At 59.5% G+C, this 12,971-nt stretch carries 10 protein-coding genes and 1 pseudogene; 3 read left to right on the forward strand and 8 right to left on the reverse strand.

Annotated features, from left to right (window positions below):
- Nucleotides 1–11 precede the first annotated feature (11 nt).
- Genes IPM54_38630 through tssI form a run of 4 tightly spaced genes read right to left on the reverse strand, consistent with a single transcriptional unit; the run spans nt 12 to nt 4,800 of the window.
- The gene (locus tag IPM54_38630) at nt 12–1,826 is read right to left on the reverse strand and encodes a DUF4150 domain-containing protein (GenBank protein ID MBK9265693.1); all 1,815 of its coding nucleotides are present in this window, start codon (nt 1,824–1,826) and stop codon (nt 12–14) included.
- On the reverse strand, nt 1,823–2,113 hold the full coding sequence (locus IPM54_38635; GenBank protein MBK9265694.1) for a DUF2169 domain-containing protein: 291 nt from the start codon (nt 2,111–2,113) through the stop codon (nt 1,823–1,825). The genes IPM54_38630 and IPM54_38635 overlap by 4 nt, the downstream gene beginning before the upstream one ends.
- Nucleotides 2,067–2,708: a DUF2169 domain-containing protein gene (locus IPM54_38640; GenBank protein MBK9265695.1), complete on the reverse strand. Its 642-nt coding sequence runs from the start codon at nt 2,706–2,708 to the stop codon at nt 2,067–2,069. Before IPM54_38640 ends, IPM54_38635 begins: the two co-directional genes overlap by 47 nt.
- Before the next feature lie 13 nt (nt 2,709–2,721).
- Complete coding sequence (tssI, locus tag IPM54_38645) at nt 2,722–4,800, reverse strand: type VI secretion system tip protein VgrG (protein ID MBK9265696.1); 2,079 nt, start codon at nt 4,798–4,800, stop codon at nt 2,722–2,724.
- A gap of 449 nt (nt 4,801–5,249) precedes the next feature.
- Between tssI and IPM54_38650 the strand changes: the two genes are divergently transcribed.
- The gene (locus tag IPM54_38650) at nt 5,250–6,113 is read left to right on the forward strand and encodes a hypothetical protein (protein ID MBK9265697.1); all 864 of its coding nucleotides are present in this window, start codon (nt 5,250–5,252) and stop codon (nt 6,111–6,113) included.
- 143 nt (nt 6,114–6,256) lie between these two features.
- Complete coding sequence (locus IPM54_38655) at nt 6,257–7,195, forward strand: hypothetical protein (GenBank protein MBK9265698.1); 939 nt, start codon at nt 6,257–6,259, stop codon at nt 7,193–7,195.
- 13 nt (nt 7,196–7,208) lie between these two features.
- Here the strand turns inward: IPM54_38655 and cas5 are convergent.
- The 4 genes and pseudogenes from cas5 to cas6 form a co-directional block, all read right to left on the reverse strand.
- Nucleotides 7,209–7,906 (reverse strand): annotated as a pseudogene (cas5, locus tag IPM54_38660) (CRISPR-associated protein Cas5).
- Complete coding sequence (locus tag IPM54_38665) at nt 7,907–8,056, reverse strand: hypothetical protein (GenBank protein ID MBK9265699.1); 150 nt, start codon at nt 8,054–8,056, stop codon at nt 7,907–7,909.
- Nucleotides 8,057–8,744: 688 nt separating this feature from the next.
- On the reverse strand, nt 8,745–9,278 hold the full coding sequence (locus IPM54_38670) for a hypothetical protein (GenBank protein ID MBK9265700.1): 534 nt from the start codon (nt 9,276–9,278) through the stop codon (nt 8,745–8,747).
- 571 nt (nt 9,279–9,849) lie between these two features.
- Nucleotides 9,850–10,449: a type I-MYXAN CRISPR-associated protein Cas6/Cmx6 gene (cas6, locus tag IPM54_38675; GenBank protein MBK9265701.1), complete on the reverse strand. Its 600-nt coding sequence runs from the start codon at nt 10,447–10,449 to the stop codon at nt 9,850–9,852.
- 168 nt (nt 10,450–10,617) lie between these two features.
- Here cas6 and IPM54_38680 point away from each other — a divergent pair, with 168 nt between their 5' ends.
- Nucleotides 10,618–12,963: a DNA polymerase II gene (locus IPM54_38680; GenBank protein MBK9265702.1), complete on the forward strand. Its 2,346-nt coding sequence runs from the start codon at nt 10,618–10,620 to the stop codon at nt 12,961–12,963.
- The last annotated feature ends 8 nt before the right edge of the window (nt 12,964–12,971 follow it).

Raw genomic sequence — 12,971 nt, forward strand, 5'->3', positions numbered from 1 at the left:
AAATCCTTTCTCTACGGGAAGATGTGCTGGATGTTTCCGTTCTTGATGGTGATGACTTCTTTTAGGCCATCAATCGGTCTTCGTTGGAGAATCGCTTGCATTTCACTCGGCGTAATGTCGGTATCATCCAGATTTACGACGACTCGATCTGTTTGTCTCTTCGCCACTTTCTCGCTAATCTCGTCCCTCGCTCGACCAATTGCCTTCGTGCCATGGGGTGACTTGTTGTTGGGTCTGGGTTTCGTCTTGGAGACCGTTGGCGTATAGCAATCGAAGTATCGACCTTCAATCCTATAGTCTGGTTTTCTTGACGTTCCCGGTCGCAAATCATGATTATGTTCCACGTCATATCCACGCGCAGCGAGCGTATCTGCTGCTTCATGCTGCCGCGCAAGCTTGTGTCTCGTTTCCGCATTGCCCTGTACTGGCTCCGGCTCCCCCCTCGGCTTCCCGCCCGGTTTTCCTGACGGCACCGTATAGTCCTTTTTTACCGCCTTCGCAACGACGCTCCCGTCTCCCGGCCCGCTCGGCTTCGGCGGCTCGGGCAAACCACCTCCACCACCGCCCGCTCCTCCCGCGCCCGCTCGCCGCTTTGCAATGCTGTCCTTGACGCGGTCGAGCGCCTTGCGCACCTTGTCCTTCAGCTTGCTCATGCGCAGCGTCAGCGCTTCGAGCTTCGCCCACAGCTTTGCCATCCGCACGCCTGCACGTGACGCCTTGAGCGGCTTTGCAATCGCGTCACCCGCAAATGGCAATGCTGCGCCCGCGACGCTCAATCCAGCGCCCGCCCAATCCCGATCCACGAGCGCCATTCCCGCGCCCACCAAATCGCACACCGGCGTCGGATCGACAATGCCCACGCCGTCGACCGTCAGTTTCGCAGCCTCCCATGCGAGCTCTTTGTTGACGTCCGCCATTTCGGCTTCGCATGCCGCTTGTTCGGCCAGCGCAGCCTGCACTTCCGGATCGGCCAATACCTCGGGATCGGTATCCGATATCTCGTCGCTCGGTCTTGCCAATGGTCGAAACACCTCGGATTCGTCCTGCAGGAAAAAACCTCCCGGCTGCGCATCATCCATGGCGGGCTCGCCAAGCTCCGTCGATTCGTCCGCTTCATCCGGCGGCAATGTATCGACCTCGCCCCGCTCCGTCGTTTTCCATGCGTATTGGTTGTACTCGGGATCGAAAGCGCCCTCGTGATGCACATACGACTTCGTGCCATCGGGCTTCGTCGTAATGGTCATGCTCTCGGTCGCCGCTTGGCCCGTGTTCGGATCCAGCGTCGTGCGTTGTCGTATTTCGACGACTTCGCCCGTGATGGGATAACGCACGACCTCCATCGATTCGAGCACGATTTGCCCCGTCGCAGCATCGACCGATGTTCGCTCGGTTTTCGATATCGGCGTCGTCGCTGGGGCGCTGACCCGCACGATGATGTAAAACCGCCCATGCGTATTGGGCATGCCGTCCGGACCGGCGCAATTCATGGCCCACAGATCACCGACACGCACGACCCATTCACCGCCTGATTTTTGCGTCGTCGAATGCTCGAGCGGTCGACACCATCCTTTGTTGACGCCCGAAATGACGCCGCCCCCCGTTCCCGCTTCATTGCCCTCGCATGTCGGAATCCGGCTCTTCATGGTGATGACGGGATACCCGTCGACGCGATGTTTTGGATTCGTGTCAATGGCCAATTCCGCACGCGCTCGAATGAAGTACGAAACGGGTACCATCGCGCCAGTCGCCGTGGGCGTGAGACAAACGTCCGGCATGATCGACATGATGATGCCTTCCGGACAAGCGCGAGCCAATTCGCGTTTCATTCGAGCCTCCCGCACATTGCAACGTCCACTCGCGCGACGCCGTCTTCGTAGATGGGCAGCACGACGCGCCATACGAGCGATACCCGCATGGCCTCCATGTCGATGAATATTGTGTCGAGGCGCCCCGGCGAACCATAGCGATACCCGACGTGATCGGTCATGGCTGCTGCGATCAGTAGATTCGGCAGCCGAAATGAAAAACGCTCATGCTCGGGATGCATCGCCACCAGCTCGACGTCTTCATTGCCGCGCAGATAGCCTTCCGTCACGAGCGACGGCGGCGCCACATGACATGCCTCGAATCCCGGCGTCGCCGGGGGCCAATCGCGGCACTGGCAAAAAGGATTCCACGGGGCAGTCCTTGCCAAAAAGCAATGGCCTTGCGCCGCCCGTCAGAATTTGCGGCGCTGGAATGATCATGCCCGAATCGAGTTTTCGTGGGTCGACGTATCCAATGCCCAGTGGGTTCGGCGCATAATCAGCCCCGCCATAAGCGAATTCATATCGCAAAGGCACTCGATTTACCGGCACCGCCGGCGTCAGCGACCACCCCAAAAGCGGCGCGTGCATCCATGCCCGCGGTCCCGTCACCGTCACGTACTTCTTCAATGCACCGACAGCCAAACCTGCGCACCATGATGACGCCTTTCCATTCGGTGCAAACGATGTTGCACGTAGGAGCACATCGGTGCCCAATTTGAAGGGCACGAGGTCATCTTCTTCGAGCAGCGACTCCTTTTGCGTTTCATCAATCACGAGTGGCTTGTCCCGCTCGATGCGAAAAACTCCCTTTGCGACGACCGTGTGAAACGGTGCGTCCTCGAAGTCTTTCGCGGCGAAGGTGGTCACGTCGAGAGGCGTGCGATTGTCCAGGAGAATCATGACCATTCGCCCTTCAATTCGTATCCACGGGATCACCCGAAAGCTTGACCGATGCACCCGCAACGCCAATGGCGCCCGATGCATTGACGGACACCGAAGTGCCGCCGATGGATACGGTCGTACCCGCAATGGACACGGGACCCGAAGACAGTAGCTGAATGTCCGATCCGCATAACGTAATTTTGCCCGAGCTTTCCATGATGATGCTCGCTCCGCCGCAGACGATCGTGTGCCTATCCCCAACGAGCACCGTTTTGCTCGACGCAATCTCTTCGGATTGCGACCCGCCAATCACGGTTTCGCTGGATGCGCCTACGGCAATCGTTTGCTTTCCGCATATCGTCAGCATTTGATCGCCGCCAACATCCGAAATGTCATTCACGCCCACGCTGCGTTGTGCATGCAAGCCAATGCTTTCTCGCGAATTTTGCTGCACGAGCCTCGTCGCATGCCGACCCACGCGGACTTCGTCGTCGCGCACCACATTTGTCGCGCGATCGCGCCGCACGGTCACACGCTCATCGCGCTCCACGGTGGTCATCATGTCTCGCTCGGCATGAACGCGAATGAATTCCGCTCCGCGTTTGTCCTCGAAGACCAATTCGTTGTATCCATGCCCAGCCGGCGTCGTTGCCGTACGCCATCCGCTTTGCGTCTTGTTCGCCGGAAGCGCATAGGGTACTTGATGCGTCAGCGTGTGCACGCGTCCCGTAATCACCGGCAAGTCCGGATCGCCCCCAATGAATTCCACGAGCACTTCGTGCCCCACGCGCGGAATGTTCAACATGCCAAACCCCGCCCCGGCTGCGCCTTGGCTCACCGGCACCCAGCACGAGCTTTCATCGTCCCAAGCATTCTCGCGGTCCCATGGAAACTGCACGCGCACGCGACCCAATTCATCGCAATGGATCTCCTCGCCAGGCGGCCCCACCACCGTTGCGCGTTCAATGCCTTTCGCAACGGGTTTCGGCGTCGACAGCGGCGGTCGATAAGGAGCCTCGATGCTTCGCGCACAACAAGAATGCGTCCATTCGCTGTCGAAGGTTCCCTCGATGCGCGTTTCCACGATGAGAAGGCCATTCGAACATTCCGAACGCGGATGACCGTCGATGTGGACGACAACGCCCGGTGCCAAGTCCAGCGCATTCGTCTCGAATTCGACCGCACATGCATCGTGTCGCAACGCTTCGAGCCGCTTGCGAGCAAGCGTCTTCGCCATTTTTTCGTCGCTTCGTACGGCACCTCGATCATCCGCGACCGGCGTTCCGCCTCCAGCCCGCGACGACTCGAATCGAAAAGCACCCGGCACCGATTCAAATTGCTCCAACCGGCGATCCGCATCCTTTGCATCGGCCGCAGCAAATAGTGGATACCCCGCAGGCAATCGATCATCACGATCACGCATGGCCACGCGCCCAGGAGCAACCGCGGCACGTGCGCGCACGCGCGTGACGTATTCGCCCGATACCATCGTCGTGTCGGCTCGAAACGGTAAACGCATCATTCGCGCTTCGGCACGCTCTGGTGCGTCCGAAAGCACGACGCGCGTCTTATCGCTTTCCGTCACGAGAAAGAACGAAATGCCAGCCTCTTCGAGCATGCGTCGCAAGAACGATGCATCTGATTCATCGTATTGCACTCGGTAATTCCGCGAGGCATACGCTTCCGACAACCGCTTTTCATGAGGCACTTGCCATTCGTCCAAGAGCCGCATAACGATGTCAGGTTCCGCAACGTGCTGAAAGACGCGCCGATTCTTCCGTTGGGTCATGAGCCACATCGACGGCACGACGGTCATGGAATAGGTGGACAAGCCATCATCGGCCGCTTCTTCGAATCGTGCACTCGACACGATTCCCGACCAACCGCGTGATTCCACGCCGCGATGCAATTCGAACCTCGCCCTCCGCTCGACCACGTCGCTCAAATCGACATTCGCGTCTTCGCAATGAGCCTCGAGCTCGATGGTAAAGAAATCCGACATTCGTTCGCGAATGCAAAATCGTCGCACATCGAATGGAATCCCCGATTCGAGCGCAAGAGATAGCCCATTGCCTACCGCCGAAATGGCTGGCACCAAATACTTCAACATTGTCCCCTCGTCGTGGTCTGTGAAGACGAGTTCGCATCGTGTGAGACGCGAGCCCATCGGGCGAGAAGAAGGCTACGCGCCGCCGTCACCCGCGCGCAAGCGATTCGTGTGTGCGCGACAAGGGTGATGGGACATAGATTGTCCGATGGTCGAGATTTGCTGTGACATTCCTACCACTTTCAACGACGTCACGGCGCAAGAAAGTAGAAAAAATTTCAATTTGAAGCCTTGACAAGGGTCGGATTCCATGCAAGGGGCTGGGGCAAACCGCCTATCGACTCGTTGCTTCGCATCCTCATCGACGATCGAGCGCCCACGGATGCCACTGCTGCGGTCGCCGGGCGACACGGCCACGCCAGCATCCAGAGTCACCAGTGTTTCCCAGTGTTTTCCGACCTGTACGAAAATTACTGGACACGTTGCATCGAAGACGCGTACCGTCCAGTACCATGGCAGGCATCAAGACATTACCTCTCAACGCGACCACCGACACGGCGGAGCATCATTATTCGTTTACGTCGGTTCGCATTCGGCGCCATCCGTTGACCAAGGCGCTGATTGCGGAGACCGATGCATTTCGATCGCAGATCGACGCTGCGATAGCGGAAGAGCGGTCGCTCGTGGAGGCCGAGATGGAGGCCGGGGCGGCGGTGCATTTCGCTGATCGGGACCTGGATGATTCGGCGACGTTCGTCGCAGCGAATACGGATTCGAAGTCGCCGCTTGGCAAGCTTCTTTTTGGAGGTTTGCGGCCGAGCGAATTTCGTCGGCCCATTTTGAATTCGCAATTGGAGATCATGGTGGAATGGCCGCAGACGCTGGCCCAGTCCGACAAGGAGATCTTGAAGGATCACGTGCCCCTTTTGGCGGGTCGATTGGAGACGGCGACGACGGCGGCGAACGAGAAAAAGCAAGCATCGCAGAAGCTCGCGGAGTTTCGCGCCATTGGAACGCGGGCGAAGCTGAACGAGGCGTTCAATGCATTCCGGAAGTCGCTGTATGGCAAGCTGGGAGATATTCAGCACGCGAATGCGAGCTTGGGAGCAGGCTGGGCCGAATCGTTCTTTTTGCAGGATGCATCGGACGAGCCTACGATCGCGGAGCTCGACCGCAAGATAGCGGGGGCCGAAGCGGACTTGGCGGCGTGGAAGAAGCAGCGGGATGTATTGCAGGCGCAGCAGGACGCGGTGGCTGCGGCGCGAGCGGCTGCGGCGCGCAAGGAGAAGGAAGCGAAGCTCGAAGCGCTGCGCAAAGCGCAGGAGGACATGGCGGCGCAGGCGGCAGCGCTCGAGGCGGAGCTGGAGCAGGGTTGAGCGGTCCCAGGTGAGCCGTTCGTCGCGGCATCACGTCGCCGTCACTTTTTTGAACTTTCCACGCAACTCGAGGCGCGCCCGAACGATGGACGTATAGCAGCGGGAAAAACCGCTGCGTTGTTCATCGAAGGCGAGGTGCGCCTGTGTCCCGACGTAAACATGAAGGCGATGAGCGCAGCGGCATCGATACGATGCTCCGTCATGCGTCTCGAAGGCATCCGCAGGCATTGCCGCGGTCGCTGTTTGGCGTGGATGACGCCGTGGAAGACGCGACGTGGGTGGAGACGCAGGTCACCGCGAGGCAACGTCGCGTCGATCGGGCGTTATGCGTCAGGATTGGCGAGCAACGGCGATGGTTGCACGTTGAATGGACTGTGCGTCTCGATCGCGACATCTGCATGCGCGTGTACGAGTACAACCATTTGCTGACGATGGCTGCGCACACGGATGGTCAAGCGGCGCGTGGGAAAGGGGGGCATGCCGCGGAACCCGTTTCTGTGGACAGTGTAGTCGTCGTCTTGACGGGGCCGAAGCGTGGGTTACCGAAGACTGGGTTTTACCGAACGTCGTCCAAGGGCGAACCATTTTCTGGCGTGCGCTTTCGCATTGAAGCGATTTACCTGCGCACGGTGATGGAAATCGAGGCCATGGGGAGTGTTTTCTGGTTGGTCTTCGTTCCGCTCGCCGTCGATGCGGACGAACTTCATGTCGCGCGGGCGCTCGATGCATTGCAGGCTCGGACGAACCAGCGTGATTTCGAGGATTTGGCGATGACGATGTTGGCGCTTGCCAGCTTGACGAAGGGGTACAAACGGGTCATGGAAGTGATAACTTCGCGGGTGTCGAGAAACGTCATGATGGACAACTATCTGTACAGGAAGGGGCAAGAGGAGCTATGGGTGCGCATTGCCGAGCGGCGACTTGGCCGTCCACTGACAGAGACTGAGCGTGGCCGTGTGGAGAGCCGATTGCTCAAGGCACCGAGGAAGGTGGCCAACGCGGTCGTGGATTTGTCCGTCGAGGAACTAGCTGCATGGCTTGCACCGAATGGGCATCGGCGCGTCGGGCGGCAAGCAGCGTGAAGGTGGAATCTCTCTACTGCGGGGCTCGACTGGAGCGGCGAGGATCCACGATCGGAACGAAATCCGAAGCCGCAAGTGACAATCGTCCCACTGTCGCCGGTAGCCTCAAGTCGAATCGTTGCCATCGAGAATCAATCGATCCGACATGATCGACCCACACGGGTAATTCGATTGTTCCGGTCGGGGTCGGAATCAACTGACACCATGCGCCTTTTGGCTCTTCGACGACCGACACGTCATCAATGGCGTCGTCGCTCATACCGAGACAAACGACGCCGGACCGTGTGATTCGCTCGGGTGTCGAAATGGCCTCGTGCACGCGAGCTTCTAGGCGCGGAGCACCCATCTGCGCACACGTTCCATGCTCGTCGTCGCTATCGATCCAGCAAAGGAACGACAGTCCACAGAGAGTCTCCACATAATCGGGCGCGCTACCGGCCACGGCTTGCTTTGCAGCAACGCCATATTTGAAGCGGGTCAATTTCCGAAGTACCGTCGCGGTCTTTGGCAGCGGGCTCGGGGAATTTGCTTTGGCCGCATAGGCGAACGCCAAACGCACGCCCGCATGCGCGGCACGTTTCCACTCTCCGACGAGCGATAGAAGCATGCCGTACACGTTGCCGGCGGCGCAACGGGATACGTTTCCGCGTAGGAACGGGCGTATGACTTGCGAAAGCTCGCATAGGGGGCTTGGACGTGTACGAGCAGCATTCATGCGCCTTTCGCGGCAACAGCGGCGTACTCGGCGCCAACACGCGCAATACGCGCCTTGGCTTCGCGAAACGCCGCATCGATTCCTTCGAATACCGTCACGCCGGAGCCTTTCAACTCGGCGCCGAAGGGGCTCCGGGCAATTTCCACCGACGATGAGCCGGGTGGGGAGCGCGTGAGTCGAACTCCCGTTTGAGGCATGCGCCGGGTTGCGGCCCTTGGCGTCGCCCAGGTGGCCCGCCGCTGTACAGCGACTGCGCCTTTACTTAGCGCTGGCGTTGAAGGCCGCGTAGGGGGGCGACCATGCGGGGGCGTTTGGGGTTTTTCCCTTTTTGGCTTTGCGTCTTTTCCGCCACTTTCCCAGTCATCTCGGCGCGATAAGGCGCTCGTCAAGTTTAGCACGGCGGCTTCCGCGTCGTAGGTGCGATTCACTTCGAGGTTTTCGAGCTGGAAGCGATACCGCAACGCGAACCGGATTGCTTCGGCCGAAACGGACGTATGCAGATCATCGTCGACGAACTTTGCGGTGTTTTCGTTTTGCGGCCGCTCTTGGGTCTTCCGTTGGATTCTTTGAGGTTCACGCGGCTGGCGGACTCTTCTTGAAATCGTCTTTGTTGTAACTCACGAGGGCGAACAGGAGCAGGTTTTGCAGGCGATCGAAATTCCGTGGTTCGAAGATGAATTTCCGGATTCGAGCCGAATGGTCGATCATGGTCGGCAAGCCTCCTCCTTTGGTCGCACCGGCGCGAGGTCCCGGGCGCGCATGTCGAGCAAGAATCGCAATCCGGCCTCGGCAGCACCCCCGACGACGCGATTGAGGTAGCTATCGTACAGCTCTTTACCGGCGGCGACATTGGGCCTTTGCAGCGCTCACTGCGCCCGCACGCAAGATGAAGACCACGCTACCGACCATGAGAAAGAGCAACAGCATCCTTGCGCTGTGGGCATAATCATTGACGCCCTTGTACGAGAACGCAATGCCCGGCTCACCGTCGACACTGCGAATCTCGATGTGTCGTGCGTCTTTCTCACCCGGGCGCATCTTGTTGTGCTGCAAGAAAGTGACACACAGACCATTGTGCACGGCAAGCCGCAGATCGCGCGCGTTTGGCGGTATGCCATGACCGACGAGATCGATGAGTTTGTCGTCCGTGATTCGGAATGACGCGTCGAGGATACGCCGCACGGCATCTTGATCGGTGAGGTCGTCACCCCACGCAAGGCGAACTTCGTCCGGCGTTACGCTCGTACGAATACCCGCCGGCCCAGCGCCATTCCACGCTCGAATGGTTGCTGCCAAACCGCCAAGCGCCGCGCGATGATAAATCGTATATCCGGGGTCGAACAGACGGTAAACTATTTCTCTTGCCATTGCGGTCCGGGTGGGTCCATTTTCCGGTCCATCTTTACCGGGTTGTCCCGCCCGTCCAGTTCCAATCCGCCCCAGAATGACGCCTGTACCCTGGCACGAGTCGAGCCTGTCCGAGTCCGCCAAATTCCGCTATGGCCAGGCGCACCGAGGAAATAGGCGTCCTTTTCGGCGGCCAAGATCCGCCTTTCTGCAGGGCGTTCGGCCAGATCGCGCTGACTCAGCGCTGTTCCTGTCCCTGTGCTGCGGCGATCTCTTCAGCCAGGAACCCGTGGTTGGCGGGTCGGCTTTGGTTGGCGCCAGGCGTTGAATGAGTGCCGAGGGCCACGTCGAAATCGACAAGTCCGGACAATCGAGCGACTTGGCACCGCGTGCAATGAGCAGCGTACCGCCTTGGTCATCTTTGAAGTCGATCACCCACGATGCGTCACGGGTCCCGATCGCGAATGGTACACGTCGAGGCGAGGAACGCCGGTCCTCGTGGTAGCTTGCGCGCTGATTACGCCCTGCCACCCCCACACGCCCGCCCATCCCCCACGAGCACCGAGGGCTCCCTGGCGCTCGCCAACTCGCCCTACCCCCCTGGACCAAACACCCCACACCCCATGCGTTGACGTCCGCCGATGCCTGCGCGCTGCACGACGAGCGATCCTTCCTCGGACAAACCTCGAAGCGTCGTGCCAAACCCGATGACCTTGTCGCCGGCGATCGTGACCATGCGCCTGCGACCCACTTCGATCGTCGCGGATACACCAAGCGAATCGAGTTGTCGCTTGACGGCTTCCGTGAATGGTTCCGGGTCCTGAAACCCTTTGATGACCACCAAACGCGCGGTGAGAGCCGCTGCGGGGTGCAAGGGGTATACGCGTGAAACGCCGACGTGAACGCGATGGCCGTCGATATCGAGCGTCTTGCCGGCAAGTCCGAGGACGCGCGGAATGTGAGCGGGCTCGACGCGCAAGCACAACCCGCCACGATGCGGCTGCAACGCAAGGAGCCCATCGGGGCGTGGAACACCAGCAAGCGGATGCACAGCGAGCCAGGTGGCTCCGTGCAGATCGCCAAGCACGCGGGCGAGCGCACCAAAGAGGGAATAGCCGTGATCACGCGGGACGAGCGTACCGGTGAGAACGAACTCGAGGTCAACGCGATCGGGAGGAGGTGTAGCGCTCACTGGTAACTCCGATTGCCAGAGACTGCATGCGAGGGAATCACACAAACGCTTAGGGTTCAAGCGTCGTGATGCGTTTGCGGATTGGTTGGCGAGTGCATCTTGCCCCCCAGCATCGGACGTGCTTTATCGATCCGTCGACAAACCCCACACCACCCCGACGAACCGAACATGTCCGACCGCGGGTTTCTCCTGACGACCACGTATCGGTCTTATGACGACCGAACCGAAGTTCGTCTGCACGCGGTGCTCGAAAGCGGCCATCGCGCCCTCATCGTCGATGATCGCCTAAAGCCCTACCTGTTCGTCCGCGAACACGATTGGGCCCTAGCCGCTCGCGTTACGGCGGCCCGTGTGGAACCGACAAACCTTTGCGCATTCGACGGCGAAAGCGTCGCTCGTATCGACGCGCCAAACCCTGAACACCTCGGCGACATGCGCGACAAACTCGAACGCGCCTCCATCGAGCCCCTGGAAAGCGACGTACGCTTCGTCCAGCGATGGCTCGTCGACCACGGCATCTTCAGCTCGTTCCATATCGATGGGGTTTACGAAGAACGGGGACGCGCCGGACGCATCTACAAAAATCCTCGTTTGACGCCCGCGCGATTCGTCCCTCGATTGACGGTCATGTCCTTCGACATCGAAACGAGCCTCGATGGAAAACACCTGTTTTCGATTGCTTCCACGGGCGCCGGTGGAGATCGCGTATTCATCATTCATCACGACGAGACCACGAAGTTCCCCGATTATGTGGATGTTTTTTCAGACGAACGGTCGCTGCTTCTTGCCTTTTTCGACCACGTGCGCCTCGCGGATCCAGATGTTTTGACGGGCTGGAGCTTGCCCGATTTCGACCTGCCAGCCATCGTCGAATTCTGCAAACGCGCCAAGATCCCCTGCGAGCTTGGTCGAGGTGGCGGAGGCATCACGATTCGCCGTGATCCTGGTTTTACGCGGGAAGCTCGAGCATTCGTTCCGGGCCGCGCCGTGCTCGATGGCCTTTCGCTCGTGCGCGGAGCATTCGTCAAACTGGACGATTATCGGCTGGAAACGGCGGCGCGCTCCATTCTGGGCCGAGGCAAACTGTTTGGTCACGATGATCGCGGCGCCAAAATCGAATCGTCCTTTCTTCATGATCCCACCTCGCTCGCCGAATACAACCTGGAAGATGCTCGGCTCGTCCGCGATATTTTGACAAAATTGTCGCTCGTGGAATTGGCCGTCGAACGCAGTTTGCTCACGGGATTGCCGCCGGATCGCGTGGGAGGACAAATCGCTGCAATCGATTCGCTCTATCTCGGAGCGCTACGCACACGCGGTCGCGTGGCGCCGTCGGTGCGCAAGGTGCAGCAATTCGAGCCCATCGTGGGCGGCCTGGTGCTCGATGCAACATCGGGAGTTTATCGCAATGTAGCGGTGTACGACTTCAAGAGCTTGTACCCGAGCATCATTCGGACGTTTCAAATCGATCCGCTGACGTATGTGGGAGAAATGGATCCACGGGACAAACGTCGCGATGTCATCGTTACGCCGAGCAAAGCGGCATTTCGGCGCGGAGCTACTGGGGGACCTCCGGGCATTTTGCCCGAATTGGTCGCCGAGCTTGGGCACGAGCGATCACGTGCGCGGAGCGCTGGAGACGAGCGGCGAGCATACGCGATCAAAATTCTCATGAATTCGATGTACGGCGTGCTCGGCGCACCCGCATCGCGGCTCTTCAGTCCGGTCGTCGCAAATGCCATTCCCATTGCGGGGCAATACGTGATTCGCGCCGCGGCCCGAGCCGTTGCAAGGCGTGGCTATCGTGTGCTTTATGGAGACACCGATTCGATCTTCGTCGACGTAGGCGAGCTGGATCATGCGCGAGTTCGTGAGCGGGCGGAGGTGCTGCGCGAGCAAATATCAGCGGACGTAGCGCAGGTATTGCGCGAAGAATTCGACGTCGAGAGTCATCTCGAATTGGCATTGCAAAAAGTGTATTTGCGCCTCTTGCTTCCAGAATTGCGGACGAGCGCTGGAGGAAGCAAAAAGCGTTACGCGGGGCTTTTGACATCGCAAAGTGGATTCGAAGTGGACATCGTGGGGCTCGAAGCCGTGCGTCGGGACGCGAGCCCCCTTTCGCGACGGTTTCAGCGCGAGCTGCTCGAGCATGTATTCCACGACAAACCGGTGGGCCCGTTCGTGCGCGCGTTCGTTGCAAATGTGCGCGCGGGGCGCAACGACGACGAGCTGGTGCTGCAGAAAGCGTTACGCAAGCCGCTCGAAGCGTATACGAAGACGACGCCACCGCATGTGAAGGCCGCGCGAAGATCGCAGGATGCGCCAGGACGAACTGTTTCGTACGTCGTCACCAGACATGGTCCCGAGCCGGTAAATGCTTTGACTGCGCCGCCGGATCACGAGCATTACGTGAATCGCGAGCTGCGCCCTTTGGCCGATTCCATATTGCGGCTCGTGGGCTCGGTGGACTTCGACGATCTCATCGGCGCGCCCAAGCAGCTTTCGCTGTTTTGAGCGTAGAC

Source organism: Polyangiaceae bacterium (genome assembly GCA_016715885.1).
Classification (GTDB): Bacteria; Myxococcota_A; Polyangia; order Polyangiales; family Polyangiaceae; genus Polyangium.

Bases quoted from the DNA above. Each gene is read 5' to 3' on its own strand.
- IPM54_38640 (MBK9265695.1), bottom strand. From the start codon at position 2,708: ATGATTCTCCTGGACAATCGCACGCCTCTCGACGTGACCACCTTCGCC.
- IPM54_38630 (MBK9265693.1), bottom strand. From the start codon at position 1,826: ATGAAACGCGAATTGGCTCGCGCTTGTCCGGAAGGCATCATCATGTCG.
- IPM54_38670 (MBK9265700.1), bottom strand. From the start codon at position 9,278: ATGGCAAGAGAAATAGTTTACCGTCTGTTCGACCCCGGATATACGATT.
- IPM54_38680 (MBK9265702.1), top strand. From the start codon at position 10,618: ATGTCCGACCGCGGGTTTCTCCTGACGACCACGTATCGGTCTTATGAC.
- tssI (MBK9265696.1), bottom strand. From the start codon at position 4,800: ATGTTGAAGTATTTGGTGCCAGCCATTTCGGCGGTAGGCAATGGGCTA.
- IPM54_38650 (MBK9265697.1), top strand. From the start codon at position 5,250: ATGGCAGGCATCAAGACATTACCTCTCAACGCGACCACCGACACGGCG.